Annotated in this window: 13 protein-coding genes; 9 read left to right on the top strand and 4 right to left on the bottom strand. The window is 59.7% G+C overall.

The window, feature by feature from the left end; genetic code table 11:
- Window positions 1–241 precede the first annotated feature (241 nt).
- The 5 genes from ACQK2L_RS01295 to ACQK2L_RS01315 all read left to right on the top strand — a co-directional run bounded on the left by ACQK2L_RS01295 (window position 242) and on the right by ACQK2L_RS01315 (window position 7,244).
- Window positions 242–1,138, top strand: a complete 897-nt coding sequence (locus ACQK2L_RS01295; RefSeq protein ID WP_425395121.1) for a helix-turn-helix domain-containing protein — start codon at window positions 242–244, stop codon at window positions 1,136–1,138.
- A gap of 329 nt (window positions 1,139–1,467) precedes the next feature.
- Window positions 1,468–2,493 (top strand): DUF1559 domain-containing protein, encoded by a 1,026-nt coding sequence (locus tag ACQK2L_RS01300; protein WP_425395122.1) that lies wholly within the window; start codon window positions 1,468–1,470, stop codon window positions 2,491–2,493.
- Window positions 2,494–2,513: 20 nt separating this feature from the next.
- Window positions 2,514–2,912, top strand: a complete 399-nt coding sequence (locus ACQK2L_RS01305; protein WP_425395123.1) for a hypothetical protein — start codon at window positions 2,514–2,516, stop codon at window positions 2,910–2,912.
- 736 nt (window positions 2,913–3,648) lie between these two features.
- Entirely contained in the window at window positions 3,649–4,410 is a 762-nt protein-coding gene (locus ACQK2L_RS01310; RefSeq protein WP_425395124.1) for a PEP-CTERM sorting domain-containing protein, read from the top strand.
- A gap of 86 nt (window positions 4,411–4,496) precedes the next feature.
- On the top strand, window positions 4,497–7,244 hold the full coding sequence (locus tag ACQK2L_RS01315) for a PEP-CTERM sorting domain-containing protein (RefSeq protein ID WP_425395125.1): 2,748 nt from the start codon (window positions 4,497–4,499) through the stop codon (window positions 7,242–7,244).
- Between the two features lie 205 nt (window positions 7,245–7,449).
- Here ACQK2L_RS01315 and ACQK2L_RS01320 read toward each other — a convergent pair whose 3' ends face one another.
- Window positions 7,450–7,842 (bottom strand): hypothetical protein, encoded by a 393-nt coding sequence (locus ACQK2L_RS01320; RefSeq protein ID WP_425395126.1) that lies wholly within the window; start codon window positions 7,840–7,842, stop codon window positions 7,450–7,452.
- 255 nt (window positions 7,843–8,097) lie between these two features.
- Here ACQK2L_RS01320 and ACQK2L_RS01325 point away from each other — a divergent pair, with 255 nt between their 5' ends.
- The 4 genes from ACQK2L_RS01325 (at window position 8,098) to tssK (ending at window position 13,530) form a co-directional block, all read left to right on the top strand.
- Entirely contained in the window at window positions 8,098–9,087 is a 990-nt protein-coding gene (locus ACQK2L_RS01325) for an MGH1-like glycoside hydrolase domain-containing protein (protein WP_425395127.1), read from the top strand.
- A 246-nt stretch (window positions 9,088–9,333) separates the two neighbouring features.
- Window positions 9,334–10,740, top strand: a complete 1,407-nt coding sequence (locus ACQK2L_RS01330) for a sulfatase-like hydrolase/transferase (RefSeq protein ID WP_425395128.1) — start codon at window positions 9,334–9,336, stop codon at window positions 10,738–10,740.
- A gap of 321 nt (window positions 10,741–11,061) precedes the next feature.
- The gene (locus ACQK2L_RS01335) at window positions 11,062–11,853 is read left to right on the top strand and encodes a GGDEF domain-containing protein (protein WP_425395129.1); all 792 of its coding nucleotides are present in this window, start codon (window positions 11,062–11,064) and stop codon (window positions 11,851–11,853) included.
- Between the two features lie 198 nt (window positions 11,854–12,051).
- The gene (gene tssK, locus ACQK2L_RS01340) at window positions 12,052–13,530 is read left to right on the top strand and encodes a type VI secretion system baseplate subunit TssK (protein ID WP_425395130.1); all 1,479 of its coding nucleotides are present in this window, start codon (window positions 12,052–12,054) and stop codon (window positions 13,528–13,530) included.
- A gap of 5 nt (window positions 13,531–13,535) precedes the next feature.
- On the opposite strand, the gene tssG is transcribed toward tssK, so the two are convergent.
- Genes tssG through tssE form a run of 3 tightly spaced genes read right to left on the bottom strand, consistent with a single transcriptional unit; the run spans window position 13,536 to window position 17,028 of the window.
- A complete protein-coding gene (gene tssG, locus ACQK2L_RS01345; RefSeq protein WP_425395131.1) occupies window positions 13,536–14,711 on the bottom strand; it encodes a type VI secretion system baseplate subunit TssG in 1,176 nt (391 codons plus the stop codon).
- Window positions 14,708–16,555: a type VI secretion system baseplate subunit TssF gene (gene tssF / locus ACQK2L_RS01350; RefSeq protein ID WP_425395132.1), complete on the bottom strand. Its 1,848-nt coding sequence runs from the start codon at window positions 16,553–16,555 to the stop codon at window positions 14,708–14,710. Before tssF ends, tssG begins: the two co-directional genes overlap by 4 nt.
- Window positions 16,552–17,028, bottom strand: a complete 477-nt coding sequence (gene tssE / locus ACQK2L_RS01355) for a type VI secretion system baseplate subunit TssE (protein ID WP_425395133.1) — start codon at window positions 17,026–17,028, stop codon at window positions 16,552–16,554. Before tssE ends, tssF begins: the two co-directional genes overlap by 4 nt.
- Window positions 17,029–17,088: the final 60 nt, after the last annotated feature.

The raw sequence follows: 17,088 nt of genomic DNA on the forward strand, positions 1-17,088 counted from the left end.
GAAAACTCTGCAATTTAGCCGGCGTATTGAGAAATGCAGCCCACCGACTCCGGAAAGCTGGTGTACATCGCGAATCTATGGCGGACTACCGCCATGCGGTCCAGTCGTTGGTGCCTGGCGCGCTGAAAAAGTAGTCTTCGTCGCGGTGCTTCGAGTGCGTTGCAGAGCCTGTTGTGCACGGGCTAAACTAGACCAATCGCGCGTAACGCGTTGTGCGTACCTATTCAGCTTTGCATCGGCCATGGAACCCTACGACGGCTTTCACCACTACCTTCCCGTTGCAGACTCGCTGATGCGGACTGGCGCCTATCTCACTGGCGCAGGTCGAGGGGTGATTGGCCCTGGCTCGGAGTACCCGCCGGTCGGACACCCGGCGCTCTACCAGTTTGAGTGGATCCACGGGCGCATCCTGCCGGAGTATGCGCTGATCCTCGTGAAAGACGGAACGGGCGAGTACGAGTCGAAGCAGTCGGGCAATCAGCGAATCGAAGGCGACAGTGTCATCTTGTTAGCCCCGAAGCAGTGGCACCGCTATCGCCCAGACAAAAAGACGGGCTGGACCGAGAAGTGGGTGAGCTTCAACGGCGAGTTGATGCATCGGTTCTGCGCTCTGGGCCTGCTGTCGCCAGGACTGTACTCCGTCGAGCCGGAACACTCCGCCAGGCTGGGCGATGAGTTCGATGCTTTGCTTGAACAGGTGCACGCCAATCCCACGTCCAATTCCATTGCACTGTCGATGTGGTGCATGGCTTTGGTAACACGAACGCTGGAACCGTTCGCCAGCGACGGCGCCGATTGCATTCCCAGCACCAGTGATCCCATGGTTCAGCAAGCCTTGGAGCTCATCTGGACGACGAGTCACTACCCGTTGGCGATCGACAAGATTGCCAATGAACTGGAGGTCAAACGGCGAACGCTCGATCGGCGATTCGTGGCGCACCGTGGCCGAACGATTCTCGAAGAGATCAACTACTGCCGCTTAACTCGCGCCAAGCGTCTGTTGATCGAGACCGAACTGCCCATCAATCTCATCACCAACTTAGCCGGCTTTACCAGCAACGAGCGCATGCGGTTGGCGTTGCTGGAAAGCGAGGGAATACCTCCAGCTGAGTTTCGCAAACGTCACAGACAAGGGTGACTCGATTGAGTCCGCTGCACGTCCGTTCGACATGCTGAGGGCTTGCAAGGATCCGTTCGAACCGTGGCGCCGAGTGGCTTATTGCAAGGGGTGTGTGGGTCATTCGCTCGCCCGCACTTCTTTCGAGTGAATTCAACTCCTTGCATAGCGAGCTGAGTCGGGCGTTGTCCATTGCGCTGGATGGCTTAAAGCGAGGGGGATATTGCGGTGCTTTTCGCGATGGATACCGGATGGCCGGGTTATAATTGGGCATAACATCACGCCATGGAGCGGGTTCTTACACTGCCGGAGTGGGCAACTAGAGACAAAAGAGACTGGGAGGGTGTGCGTTGATTGATCGTTGCAAGGGCACCCGAGATGGGTTCACGCTGGTTGAGTTGCTGGTTGTCATTGCCATTATTGGCATTCTGGTGGCGATGCTTCTTCCCGCCGTTCAGGCAGCACGCGAAGCGGCTCGCAGGTCTACATGCACCAACAACCTCAAGCAAATGGGGTTGGCCGTTCTGGAGTACGAAACCGCGTTCGGGCGATACCCGACTGGCGCCACAAACGAGTTGAACGACGGCGACGGGACCGCCAGGCAGGATGATCGCCTTTGTTGGTTTCATGACATTTTGCCCTACGTCGAGTTCGCCGCCTTGGCGGACGGACTGAAGGAACACATGGAGACCGCCAGCAACCCCAGTGCGTTGAACTACGTACCTGGCTTGGTGTCCGTCATCCCCAGCGCCACTTGCCCATCAGACGGAATTAGTCCGAAGACACATACTCACGCAGGAGCGCTGCCTCCGCTGCCGGCTGGCTTCGACGACCCTGGACAAGGCTTTCACGGCAACTACGTGGGTTGCGCCGCCTCGGGATTCTTCGACAAGTTCGATCCCGATGATCGGCCGAGCCTCATCACCAGACACAAAGGGAAGCACTACTGGACCGTGGCTTCTCACCTGGATGGAGTGCTGTTTCCGAAGTCGAGCATCCGTCAGGCTCAAGTCACCGATGGCACTTCGAATACTCTATTGCTCTCCGAGATTATTCTCACCGAGGACCAAACCCTTAACGACTTGCGCGGGCGGTACTACAACCCTATCTGTGGCAACGTCTTCTTCACCACCAGGCGTCCACCCAATCCAACTGAGCCGGACACGTTCCGATGGTGCGGGGGTGTCGATGCCCCACCTGAGGCGCCCTGCATCTGGCGCGATGGCGGCCAGGGACTCGCCATATCGGCACGCAGCTACCACCCCGGCGGTGTGAACGCTTGCCGCTTGGATGGTTCCGTCGAGTTCCTAACCGAAACGATCGATCCGGCGCTTTACCGAGCCTTAGGCAGCCGCGATGGTGAGGAAGTCTTCTGATGGGTATTCGGAGCAATACGATGCGACACCGCATGTCTATCTCGCTCGCCCTGGCTGGGCTTTGTTGTGTGCTAAGTGGCTGCAGCGACGTCCCCGCCGGCATGGCTAAAGTGAGCGGCACCGTGACTTGGAACGGCGTGCCGATCGAAGCAGGTTACATCAACTTCGATCCAGATAGTGGCGCCACTCCACAATCGGGCAAGATCGAACAAGGCGAGTTCTCACTGCTCGCGCCCGTCGGAATGAACACCGTGCGAATCGAAGCCAATAAGGAGGTGGGTTTCGTCGAGGCGATGAATCAACCGGCATTCAAACAGTACATTCCTCCGCAATACAACTTCGAGAGCGAGTTGAGCGAGGAAGTGGAGGAAGGAGTTCACAACGAATTCCAGTTCTCACTTGAGGGTCAGGAAACATAGTCGACAGTCATCGTCGGACGCGACAATTGGCGGCCAGTCTCAATTACGGTGAACCACCATCCATAGGTGATGACCCCCATGCCAAGGTGTGGCTTGATGCGAGTATTCGGCAAATTCGAGGTCGAAGGGCGAACACCTCGGGCGGTCCAGTCGCTATCAGGAGGCATCAGCGGCAACAGATTCTAGTGTTCTTGGTGTGCTGCTATTGCAGTGTTTTGTTGGCAATTGGTGATCGCGAGGATGCAAAGAGACTTGGTCGACCAGCGAGTGGTGAACGCCACCCCAGCAGGGGGATGGGTGGCTTAAAGTGAGGTGGCCAATTTCTTGCGAGTGCCCAGGACCGCAAGTATAACCGAGTTAGTCAAGCATTTCTTAGCGGTACGTTCGCGCGATGCAGCGCGGCGTGTTCGGGGCGCAGAAGCACACATCATTTGAGAGAAGCCTAATGCATTGCACCTGTCCCAGGTCTGTAGTCACACTTGTTGGCCAATTGGTCGGCGTAGTCGAGGCCGGAGTTCTCTCTGTGGTTCAGCTTCTGAATTGCCCCGGTCCCATCTCTAGCCGGAGCCACGCCATCGTCGGTTGTTGGTTTCTACTCGCGAGAAAATCGCTCGCCTCGATTCGAGCAGCGGTTGGGACGCATCGTTGCACGGGTAGAACATCCACTCGAATTGTCTTTGACTAGCTTGTCCGACGAACCTCTATTCTCAGGCCTCTTTTTTTGCGAAGGGTACTAATGATGATCCGCTTAGTGTTGCTGCATGGGTTCTGCCTCGTGGCGTTCGTAAATGGAGTGGTGCACGCCTCGTCGATCTACGAGCATGATTTCACGGGAAGTGATGCTGATCCACTGAACGGCGTAGCGGTCGAAGGAGGGTCCGGCGCAGGCACGCCGTGGGAGGCCGAGGCGGCTTGGTTCGCCGATGGCCACGCGGTCGTTGGAGTGGATGGGTTCGATGCGGCCAACGCATTCCTGCCATTCACGCCGCTACCGAACAGAACTTACACCCTTTCCGCCACGCTCACGGCAACGGGCGATACGTTCAACTACATGACGTTGGGGTTCATGAACAATCCAACGGTCGACACGCTGAGCGACCAGGCGGGTGGCCCGTGGCTGCTCAAGCGGGGCCAACAGGCAAACTTTGTAGACGACATCTACTCGGCCCTCGACAGCACCGCTAACGGCGTTGGCGACCTGGCTTTTCACGGAGCCTTTCCTGGTGCCACCAACTTGGCGATGCAACTTGACACCTCGGACCCAACCTGGACCGTTGAGTTCTTTATCGATGGTGCCTCGGTTCGTGGGCCCGAAGCGATCGATACTGTAACTACACCAATTACCCACGTAGGCATTTCGAGATACGTCGCTCCCATCACAGGAACGGCGGCAGAGTTCCGCCTGAGCGTCGTGCCCGAGCCTTCGACAGTTGCCTTATTGTTGCTGGGATGCGTTTCCTGGGTGGCGTTCTCCAAGCGGAGCACATGCGAACGCTAATTGTCCTGGCAATATACCGTCCTCAGAGGGCGTGTGCCCTCTGGGGGCTTCCAAACTTACTACCTCGGCTTCGGTGATGTGGAGCAATGATGCGAGTATTCAAACAGTCTGCAGTAGCCATCGTCTCCACCGCAGTGGTGCTCTACGCAGCCAACTGCCCGGCCGTTGCTATCTATCAGCATGATTTCACGGGCACCGACTCCGATCCGCTAAACGGAGTGGGCGTGGAAGCTGGCACCGGGGCAGGCACTCCTTGGGTGGCCGAAGACGCCTGGTTCGCCGACGGGCATGCGGTGGCAGGTGTCGACGGCTTTGACTCCGCTAACGCTTTTCTGCCGTTCACTCCGCAAACAGGCGGCAAGTACATGCTGTCCGCCACGTTGTCGGCCAGCGGCGATACGTTCAACTACATGACGTTGGGATTCATGAATAATCCCACGGTCGACACCTTCAGCGATCAGGCTGGCGGTCCGTGGATGCTCAAGCGAGCGCAACAGTCGGGCTTCGTCGACGAGATCTACTCGGCTCTGGACAGCACAGCGAACGGACTGGAAGACCTGGTGTTGCATGGTGCATTCGCAGGCGCCACGCAGATGTCGATGGAACTAAACACCCAGTTGTCGCAGTGGACCGTGGAGTACTTCATCAATGGCAACTCGGTCCGTGGCCCCGTTGATATCGATCCCGCCGCAACGCCGATTACTCACGTCGGAATCTCCCGTTACGTGAGCCCAGTCGAAGGCACGGCCACGGCCTTCAGCCTGGACGAGGACCTCACACCCCTCCCCTTCCGCCTGGAAGTCGATCGAACCACCGGCGACGTAACGATTGTTAACGACAACGCATCGCCGCTACAGGATGTGGTTGGCTACCGCATCTCCTCTGCTAGTGGCGCACTGGATAGCACGACTTGGACCTCAGTCACGGGCAACTACGACGCGGCGTCCAATGGTGGCAACGAGTCGGTCGACGACAGCCCTTGGACGGTGATCTCCGATACCCCGTTCGAATTCAACGAAGCCCCGCTCTCCGGCGATGGTGGGATGTTCGGATCCACGGTCGACCTCGGATCAGCGTGGATCAAAGGCCTGGAGGAGGATCTCCAATTCTCCGTGTTGATTGATGGAGGCACCGAGATGGAGGCGCAGGTCTTGTTCGTGCCCGGAACGAGTGGTCTGGACCCCTTCGAGTTCGGCGACCTGGACTACGATGGCGATATCGACCTGGACGACTTCTTCGATGTCTTTATCGCGAACTACCTGACCGACACTACCGGCTTTTCACCAGCGGAGACTTACCGTGCGTCCGACTTCAATGGAGATGGAGTGACCGACGTGATCGACTTTGTGTTCTTCAATGATGCCTATATGCAGGCAAATCCGGGCGCGGCTGCCCTTCCCATCTCGGCTCTTGGGGCCGCGGTGCCCGAACCCCAATCGGCGATCGTGGCGACACTGCTGGGCAGCTTCCTTTGGTTGGGCCGCGGTCGTCGACAATCGCAAACAGCCCGGCTGCCGCTGCGCGGCGTAGGTTGCTCACTCGTGTTACTATTCATGGTCTTCGCATCTCCGAGTCAGGCTTTGTTTGTCATCAACGGCGATTTTCAAACGCAGCCTGTAGCAAATGGAAGCTTCGAAGTGGGTGGGGTTCCTGCGTGGTTCGATTCGGGATCGGTACTGCGATTGGATGGAGACTACGATGCCGGCGGCGGCGACGAACTGCCAACATTCGCCGGCGATACGTCGCTCGCCTTCGAAGCACCGTTCGACTATGTCTACCTGAACGTCGGCATCATCACCCCAGGCACCAATCGCATCGAAGTGCAATACGACACGTTCGAACGCGCGGTGTTCTTGGATCCCGAAGGCACCGGGTTTGAGAACATCAACCGCCTCTCCTCGTCGGTACAGGTCGACTTGTTCCTGGGACCGTTCCTCGGTGCCGATGGTAGCGACATCGCTCTGGCAAAGCAGCCTGCTGGCTCGGTGACCACTGCTCCCGATTTCGTGTTTACAACCATCGACACCAACGGAACCGGCGACCCCGAGGGGCCGATTCGAGTGACGGCCGTGATCGACAACGCCAACTTCCTGCCCGATACGGAACTATGGATGCGGCTCTCCTCTCCCGATGCAGTGGTCGGCGCAGCGGGCGATAGTATCCAGCTCGACAACGTGAGTATTTCCGAAGTGAGCGACCCGGAATTCGAGTACCCGCTGCAACTTCAAGCGAACAAGCTGACTGGTGCGATGCGCCTGCAAAACAATAGCGGTGAGGATATTGAGATCGATATCTTTCGCGTGCAAAGTCCTTCCAATTCGCTCGATCCAGGGCAGTGGCAGGGCGTGCAAGGTGGCGATTGGGGCACGTTAGGCTCGCTTCCACAGGAACTCTCCCAGGCACATCCTGGTAGCGCCTTGATAGCGGCTTCGGCGGACCTGCCGCTGGGCAACGCGTACGTGGGCGGCGAAAACCAGGACCTGGTGTTCACCTACCACGTCGCCGGCACATCGCCCGACGTGTTTTATACTTCGCCGGTGCTGTACGTGGAAACGGAGGGGCTCGTTGGTGACTACAATGGGGATGACATTGTGAATCTGGCGGATTACGTCGTGTGGCGGAATAATCTGGGTAGTTCACAAGGGCTTCTCAATCGCGACCCCAACAACACCGGCAACGTCGGCAGCGACGACTACCTCGCCTGGAAAAACCACTTTGGAGAATCGATTGGTGGCAGCGTTTCGAACATACAGAACGTTCCCGAACCAGCTACTGTACTGCTGCTTGGCCTGGGTGCGTTGTGTGCCATTCGCCTCCGCACCCGCAAGGCGTAAGTGTATGAAGTGGCTGCGCCCTGTCGGCACATTGTTCGCGGCCGTTGCTCTGCTGAGCGCGACGCCCGCATTCGGCGAGCAACCTCCTTCGCATCTGACCAAGTGGTACGAAGTCCAATTGGCGCCGACCCACCCGGCGATCACGTCGCTGTGGGTCGACTCCCTGGGAAAGGGCCGCAGTTCGCCGAACGGCGTGCTGCCAACGTCACCGGCCGGCGAGTATCGATTGGACCAGCAACCACGCGGGGCGACCTATACCAGCGCCGACTCTAGCGCGACCACTTCCTTCCGCTTCGAAGAGCAGCAATTCTTCGTACGCGTGCAAACGGACGACGATCGCTCGGCAGAACCGTTCTCCATCCGCTTTCGCTTCCGCGGTCGCCGCCCGGCGCACGCAACGCTGCTCGGCAAGGTCGGTGACGACGGCCGGATCCTGCTGCCCGCCATCCTTCATATCCCAGCCCAGGGGACACTTCGCATCACTTCCAATGCCCAGGCCGCGCAGCAGCCCGCTTTGGCGTACGAGGCTGATTTCGAGAAGATGACCATCACGTTTCCGGCCGACTTGGACTTGGAGTACTGCTTCGAGGTCATCCAAGTGCTGCCCGAAGCGACTTTGGTGGAGGACGATCCTCGGTTCGACGGATTCCGCCGTTGCTGGTTGAACACGCTGCAGCTATCCGCCAACCATCGAATCCTCGCCAACCACGCCGGTTCCGATCCATGTGCGCTCTGCTACCACGAGTACAGTGAGATTGCCATGCTCACCGGCACGATGGCTGATGGCGTTTCCGGTCCGCAGCTGTTGCGCGACTCGCTCGAACGACTCTTGGCTGGGCAAACAACCTACGGCATGCCAGGGCACGCCACCGGGGACTACCCTGAGCCATCGCTCGACACGTACCCCTCGCTGCTGATTGCCGCGCACAACTACTATCAGGCGATGCAGGATGACGCGTGGGTCGAGCGGCACATCGACAAGTTGATTGAGTGGGCCAATCTGTCGCTCGACACCGATTCCAATGGCAATGGGCTGATCGAGTACCACCAAAGCGGCAACCTCAACGACTGTCGGTTTCGGCCCGCCAACTGGTGGGACTGCGTGAACTTTGGCCACGAGGACGCCTACTCCAACGCGCTAGCCTACCGAGCATTTGGTGGGCTGGCTCGACTTGCCAAAGTCGCCGATCGGCAGGAAGACGCGCGCCGATTTCAAGCAGCCGCCGACAAACTCAAGGGATCCTACTATTCCACGTTTTACAATCCCGACACGCAGATGCTCGCCGGGTGGAAGAGTCGCGATGGCATGTTGCACGACTATGGGTTTACTTTCGTGCAAGGCTTGGCCATCACGTATGGAGTGGTCGACGATCCACAGAAGTGCAACCAGTTGATGGACGCCATGCTCAAGAAGATGGCAGATGTCGGCTACGACCGCTTCGACCTAGGCTTGCCGGGCAACCTCGAGGTGATTCCCAGTCAGGACTACTACGACTCCAGTGCGTCGCGTTGGGGCGGTGAAGGGGCGTTTGGCGTCTACGAAAACGGCGGTGCCTCTGCGAATCATGTCTACTACACGCTCGCCGCACTCTACCATCTCGGGCGCAAAGACCAAGCCGATCGCATTCTCTTTCCGATCCTCAAGTCGTTCAACGAAGGAGCCTTCCAAGGCACCAGCAGCAATGGGGCGATGACGAACGATTGGCGCGCTTGGGATGGTACACCATGGGGCTACGAGGGTTTTCTGTGCGACAACTACCTGACCGTGAAGGCGGTGCTCGTTCGCAACGGACAGGTAGATCCGCTTTGGGGCACTTGGCGAAGCGAGCGCAAGCCTCGCTGATCAGACCTCCTCCCGCCGTAGTCGAAGCAATATCTGTAACGTTCTTGGCTTCAGCGTACCGCCTTGGCTTGTTGTGGCAGGACAATTGCCGAGCAACGAGCTACGATAGTACCTACGGGCGTACACTCGGTTCCCAGTGGTAAGGAGTCCGTAGCCGAGTGGCCGCTGGTTCTTGCGGTGCAAAGGAATCTGACATTGAAGAGTCTTATGAAGTCGACCATCGGATCATACTGTAGGTGCTTTTGTGTGCTGTCACTCGTCGCGTGCGCTGTAGGAATAGTGACACCGCAGGCCTCGGGTGCCGAGCAACCTAACGTTGTCGTGGTGTTCGTCGACGATATGGGCTGGTCGGACCTTTCGTGCTTCGGCGGCCGCGGCCCCACGACGCAGCATGTTGACCGACTGGCATCGGAAGGAATCAAGTTCACGAACTTCTACGTGAATTCGCCCATCTGCAGCCCGTCGCGAGTTGCGTTGACAACGGGCCAGTACCCGCAACGTTGGCGGATCACCTCGTTTCTGAACAACCGCGCAAGCAACCAGCAGCGTGGCATGGCGCAGTGGCTCGATCCGCAAGCGCCAGTGCTCGCCCGTCAATTGCAGGCTGCCGGTTACGCGACAGGGCACTTTGGCAAGTGGCACATGGGTGGCCAGCGAGATGTCGACGATGCACCGCCGATCTCCGAGTATGGCTTCGATCAAAGCCTGACCAACTTCGAAGGCATGGGGCCCAAACTGCTGCCGCTAGTCAAGACGCCCGACCGGAAGAAGCCGCGCAAGATTTGGAGCGACGCAGTTCGTTTGGGTGGCCCCCCGGTCTGGAAGCTTCGTTCTCACATCACCGAAGGCTTCGTGCAGTCAGCGATCTCGTTCATCGACGAGGCCCAGCGGCGTAAGAAACCGTTCTATGTGAACCTGTGGCCCGACGACGTTCACACCCCACTTTACCCACCGCTAGATCGATGGGCAGACAATCGGCGGGGGCTGTACGAAGGGGTGTTGGACGCCATGGATGAGCAACTGGGTCCGCTCTTCAATCGCATACGCAGGGACGAAGACCTGCGTGACTCGACACTCATTGTCTTCTGCTCCGACAATGGTCCAGAGAACCATGTTGGCTCCTCGCAACCGCTTCGCGGATCGAAAGGCTGGCTCTACGAGGGGGGAGTGCGTTCGCCGCTAATCGTGTGGGGCCCCGGTTTGTTGGCCGCCGGAGTTGCTGGCACCACCAACGATCAAGCGGTACTCAGCGCGATTGACATCAATCGCTCCCTCTATGAGATCTGCGGCGTCGCCTTGCCCGCAGGGGAAGAACTCGACGGCGAAGATGTTTCGGAAACACTGCTCGGCAAGGCCAGCGAGGGACGGCAAGCGCCCATCGTTTGGCGACGCCCACCCGATCGGCCCGGGTTCGATCAAACCTCGGAGGAAGACAATCCTGATCTAGCGGTTCGAGACGGCAAGTGGAAGTTCTACGTCAACTGCGATGGCAGTGAATGGCAGCTTTATGATCTAACGACCGACTTCAAGGAAACCACTAACCTGGCGAGCGGCAATCCCGATGTCTCCCAGAGGCTGCACGACCTGGCGATGGAGTGGAACGCAGCGATGCCCGCGGATTCGGGGGTGGCGAAGGCTCCCTCTGGAGAATAGGTAGCAAACGTAGGGGCGGTTTACCCTCCCATTGCCTACTTTCACCGTGTCAGCATGACCCCAGCAGGCGATTGGACCTGCTGATCAGGGTATTGTGGGTTGTGAAGGTCGCAACGGAAGCCTCCCTGGCGGGAAGGGGGATTTCAGCGCAGCTTTTTCCGCCCTGCAAGGTAGAGTTTTGCGGTTAACCCTCTCCCGTGTTTCCCCCAGGGATCGTCGCACAGCAAGGCGCGATCGATGTTGATGAAGCGTTTGAATCCACAGTCTCGAGTTCCACAATTTTTTGAGTGGTGTAGCACCCATAAAAGAACTGCGATTGCAGTGTCGCTGGCGGTAGCATCGCTGGTGGCGTTGATCGACCATCTTACTGGCGACGAAGTGCCGCTGGTGGTTTGCTACTTGCCTTCGTTCATGATGCTGTGCAGCGTTGTGCGACCGGTGTGGGCCTACTGTGCGGCGGCGGTTTGCTGTTCGGCCTGGATGATCGACGACTTGCTGGTGCTGGAGAGCCACCGCATCAACCCCCATAACACATGGATCGCCTCGGTGCACTTCGTGTTCTTCACGATCATCGCCGGCATGCTCTTCCGTCTGCGCGTCGCGCACGAGCGAGAGCGGTTGTTTGCACGCACCGACGCTTTGACCGGTCTGGCCAACACCAAAGCCTTCCACGACAACGCGGAACGCGAATTGGCTCGCTCGAAGCGACAGGACTACCAACTGGCGGTCGCCTTTATCGATTGCGACAATTTTAAGACCGTGAACGACACGCTGGGGCATCGCACGGGCGATGAGCTGTTGCAGGCCATTGCGGATACCATGCAGCACAACATCCGCAAGATGGATACGGCCGCTCGGATGGGAGGCGACGAGTTCGCCATCCTCCTGCCCGAAGCCAGCCTGGAAGAGGCACAATTGGTCATCTCCAGACTGAGGACAAGCCTGCTGGAACGCATGGAAGCGAGCAACTGGCCGGTAACGTTCAGCATCGGGGTCGCGGTCTACCAGAAGTTGCCGGAGTCGATCGACGAAATGATCCACGGCGCCGACCTCTTGATGTACGAGGTCAAGCAGCACTCGAAGAACGCTGCAACCTTCGAGCTAGTCGCCTAGGGTTTTGTCCATTGGCACACTGATCCTTCCAGGTCGCACGATCGGAGGGGTAGTCGCAACCGTTGCGGGTCGCCCAACCGATAAGCTGGCCAGAATTGTGATTGTCGGCGAGATGCTATCACGATGATGAAGATGCGGTGAGGTAAACATCTTACCTTGCGCTCGTACGATTCCATCGGTGATAGTGGAGCCAGACAAGTGCCGTATCAAGCCGTCCATTGGAGCGAGGGGATGTTCCTCGCGCCGCAACACTATCAGCTTGCCGATCAATTCCACGCGCAATCGCTACAGCGCGACATCGACTGGACGCGGCCTTACGCCTGGGGAATTCGCGACATCGAGATCGATTCGGAGTCGCTAGCCAACCATCGCTTCCAAGTGCGTCAGATGCGCGCACGGCTACCCGGCGGTGAGGTGTTGTCGGTGCCCGAAGATTTGACTCTGCCGGTGCTCGATCTTCGCCCGCAGTTGCAGAAGCAGAGTCAGGTGAGGGTTCACCTGGGGATTCCCCTGTTGCAACGTGGCCGCCCGAACGCTGCGGAGACGCCTGAGAGCATCGATGCGCGGTACATCGTTTCCAACGCAGAGGTGCCCGACGAAAACAACGGCACCGAACTGCGAACCCTGCAAGTCCGACGGCTCAACGCCCGGCTGCTCACATCGCTGGAAGACCACGCTGGCTTCGAAACACTGCCGATAGCGCAGGTGCGGAGGTCGCAGCGCTCCACGGCCGTTCCCGAAATCGATCCGGGCTATTTCCCTCCCATGCTGGCGTGCGACAGCTGGCAGCCACTGCAGGCCGGGGTGCTGGAGCGGCTGACGGAACTCTTAGGGAGAAAGCGCTCGGTGCTCGAGGCGCAGGCCGCGAGTCGTGCGATCGACTTCGACAGTCGCGGGCAGGGCGAACGGCTGCTGATGGAACAGTTGAGGGTGCTCAACGGCCTCGCCACAGGGCTTTCCGTCGACACGCGGGCGGTGGGCATCCATCCGTACTTCGCCTACCGGCAGCTTGCATGCGTGGCCGGTCAGCTCGCTGCGTTCTCGCCCTCGGTTGGATTGCCGACGATCCCAGCATACGACCACGACGATTTGGCGGGCTGCTTCCTGAAGGTCCGCGACTTCATCGAGTTGCAGTTGGACGACGTGGCGGAACCACGTTACGAGCGACGGCAGTTTGCCGCCGAGGGCACATTGCTGAAAGTGGAGCTGTCACCGGGGTGGTTGGAGCAGGAGCAGTTGATCCTGATTGGCGTTCGCAGTTCGATGGAGTCGGACGACCTCGAGCAACTGCTCACGGCTGGCCGGCAGCTCAAGATTGGTTCGGCCGCGCGAGCCAACGACCTGTTCCTGCAAGGGGCGGCCGGGTTGCGTTTGCGTCGAGTGGGGCATCCGCCGCGAGCGTTGCCACTCGCTGCGGATACTTCGTACTACAAGCTGGAGCGTGAAACTGCGGCCCGCGAGTGGCAGGAAGTTGTCCGTTCGAAGTCCCTCGCGGCCCGATTTGCCGAGCAGCTTGTCGTCGACCACATGCCCGATGGGCACACGCTAGTGATCGATCACTTGGGGCGGAATTGCACGCTGGCGATGTCGCTGTTTGCCTTGCCACAAACCAAACCCGCGGCCGCCACCGCGGTGGGGTTTGAGACGCCGGCAGCCGTCGTGCCCGTTACCGTCTAGCGAGACTACGCGACGCTTTGATGCTCAGCGGCACCAAGGACCGTCGACTCGACGCTGTTAAACACCGCATCAGCGGGATCGTGCCGCAGTGCCGTCGGTGCGAGCCACGTATTCCAGCCCAGTCGGAAGTGGTCCTGAGCTGTGCCATCGTTCAGTTGAACGGAAGGAACCGCCTGGCGGTCGATCACCAGTTGCACGTCGAAGTCGAATTCAGGCCCTATCAACACCCGTGCCAACTGGCAAAGCATAAAGAACCTACGCCGCTCGCTCTTGGGCGAAACGCAGGGTAGTAGGTCCTCGAACTGCTCCCGGCCCAAAGGACCGACTCGCAGACGTAGTTTGCTCTCCACGTCCCACACCCGGCGTCCCACGATGGCGGAGTTGCCTAACTGGGAGCTGGCGTTTGGATCTCCCAGGCGAGTTTGACTCGCTCGTTCGAGTTCCAGCCATTGTCCTTGGAACTGCTGGACCTCAACCGGCACTTGAAAGTAGTCGGACAGCACCCGCGCGATCTGACTGGCCGACCTGCGCCGCCGCGCGAGTACTGATGTGTGTCGCAATAGCGCCCAATCGCGTACGCGATCGTCTGGCGAGTGGGCCTCGTTTGGTTCGGCAGCGTCGGGTGTCTTGACCTGCAGGCGGTTGCGCAAGGCGCTCTGCCCGAAGCCAATCAAGCTGAACAGGCTGCGTGCGAAGGCACCCTCGGGCGGTTGCGGGCCGTCTTCGACCGGCACGCTGCGGTCGATTCGCATCTTTTGCCACGCGCGGTACATCGACCAGATGAACCGACTGGTAAACATGTCGAACCACGCCCGAATCGTGGAGCGGTTCTTGCCGCTGCAGTCGCGTTCGACCTGCATCACCTTCTCGGTATAGTGCCGCGGCAGCACTCCACTGGGACCGGTAAGGCCCATGAAGTTTACGGCCACTTCCGCCGGCTGCGACCCCTCGGCAAGGTCGACGCGTTGGATGGCGCTAGCAGGAAACGACAGTGTGGGTGTCGAGACGAATCGTAGCGGCTCTTCGCCGCACGTTGTTTGGTCTTGGTTTCGCTTCTGCAGTTGCGCAAGGAGCGAAACGGCCTGATAGAAATCGTACGAGTGCGCTTCGTCCGCCAGCCGACGCGCGGCTTCGGTCAGATCGAAGTCTTCGATGTCGCATTGTGCGTCGCTAGTGCTCATAGCAAATCAACTCCACCCGATCGGGCGGGCCAGACTCGCTTCAAGCCCTCTTGCGTTGTGGAGAAGTGCAGCTTGGTGAACGAGTTGGCGTGGCAGTACTGGGCCAGGAATCGCTCGAGCACGCTGGCGAACAGATAGCTGCCAACCGATCGATAGCGCTCGTCGTCCAGCGTCAGTTCGACCGCTACCCCGCGGCAGACACCGCCTTCGAGTGCTCCACCAATGCGCGTCGCGCAACGACGAGCCGACACATGCACGATGCCGTCGATCATCTCGCTGTTGGCGATGGCCCGTTGGGGGTCGGTCTGCTTGTCGGCGAAGTCGTACAGGCGGAGTATCTCTTGGAGCGCTTCGGTGGACCGGGTCGTTTCACTCAGCGAGAGATGGTTCAGCGACAGGTGCGAGATCAATCGCCACTTGGCCGCGCTTCCGAGCGACGCTCGCGTAGGAGCCGTTGGGTGGCGGAGGCATCGCACCGCGCCGACCGGCATGGCCGACTCGAGTTCGAAACGCAGGCCCTTGCTGCCCGTGGGCAATCGAAGCGGCAAGTCGCGGTTGGTGCAGGTCGCCTGAACGGTGATCGCTTCGCCATCTTTCTGGTGCGGAGTGAAGTCGAGATCCACCAGGCGCAAGTACATGTCGGTGCCACGATCGTTGTGGCGGGGACTTTCGCGCCGCTGGACTTGCCAGTAGGAGCGAGCTTCGTCGGGGCCGTGCCACGAATTCTCGTGGTTGAGCCCAAAGATCGGCGTGTACTCGGTCGACCGCCGGGGCGACACACCGGTTACCTGGTCGACGCTGTAGATCTCGTATGCGTCGCGATCGTTCAGGTCGGTTGTCACGAGATACTCGGTCGCCTTCTTCGTGTTGCGGATCGGTTCGCAAACCTTGCTGAACAGGTTCACGATCGGCGTGCATCCCAACCGAAACGTGCTCGCATCGATCTCGCGGACGAGCGCTTCGTCGCAGCGGTCGAGTGCGATCCGAATCTCAAGCGTGCGACCGACGCCTGCAAGCGTGTCGGCATCGAGGCCCTTGATGTCGATGAAGGCGAACTTGTCAGGGAACGCAAACAACTCGGTGAGCAGCCGGTACGCGTGATCGGTTTCGGCAGGGTAGGGCAAGAGGCCTTCGTGCTCGGCAAATCCCACGGGCTGAATCGCGGCGTCGCCCGGCAGGGTCGTTGGATCGAGGAACTCCTCGCCATCTCCCACGCTCACTTGCGTCGCGTTGTTGAGCAGCAACTCGTACAGCACGGCCATCAACGCCTGGTCGCCGCTCAGATGGAATCGCAGCGAGCCAAGGCTCAGTTGCTCGAACCGCAAGTCGGCCTGCGCAGTAAGGCGAAGCTTCAACATGGCGGCCGTCCCGGCCGGAACGGCCGCGTCGCGATTGAAGGGTGGCGTCAGCAACTCGGCGCCGGAAACTTCGATCGGCCACACCGTGACCGGGTAGCAGCTGCGGTATCGGCACCGCGTGCCTTCGACGCTTGCGCTGCGCAGCCCCGAACCACGTGGCACCGAGAGCCCCGAGACCTGCGGGCTGGACGGGTTGGGATTGATCTGGGCAATCGCCAGCGAGGGAATCGGCGCGAGGTAGTGCGGTGAGATCATCGATAGCATGCCATCGGTGATCTCGGGGAAGTCGTCGTCGACCTTCTTCTGCACTCGCGCGCTCAGCAAGGCAAACGCCTCGATCAGGCGTTCGACGTGTGGATCGCGACTGCGATTGCGCTCCAATAGCAACTGCCCGGCGGCTGCGGGGTACTGCTTGCCAAACTCCTCCGCCTCGCGGCGGATGAAGTGAAGCTCGCGCTCGTAGTAGGGATAGATCGTGCCACTCATGATTGCACTAACTCCACTTGCGCTCGTCCTTGCCGGTAGTTCACCGAGTACTCGGCCGTCAGAGTGGTGCCTGCATTGTCGGCCAGGGTTCCATCGATCCGCAGCCGGCACGTGGTGGGCCGGTCCGTGTCGGGCGTGACCGTGACGCGCACCGACTCCAGCCGCGTCTCAAATCGCAGCAAGACTTTTTCGAGCTGCCGCGCGACCGCCTGTTGTTGATCGAAGGTACCAACGTCGAGCGATCCCGGCGTTGGCGAACCGTAGCAGGAGATGCTGCTGGCCAGTTCCTCGAAGTCGCTTTCGCGGGGTCCCGCTGCGGTCCACGTGTTGAGCAAGTCCTCCACATCGCGCAGCAGCCCGGCTAGTGGGTCGGCCATCGCCGGCGACGACACACCTTGGCTCGCCAGGACCAACCTGTCGAGCAGGGTGGGCGCGAGTTGCGACGTTCGGTTACGCGTGTGCGTGGGAGTCATGGGGGAGGGTCGCTAAAACAAACAGGGGCCGCACACGCTGGCGTGGCGGCCCCTTGGAAT

Source organism: Aeoliella sp., assembly GCF_965227375.1.
In the GTDB taxonomy this organism is placed as follows: Bacteria; Planctomycetota; Planctomycetia; order Pirellulales; family Lacipirellulaceae; genus Aeoliella.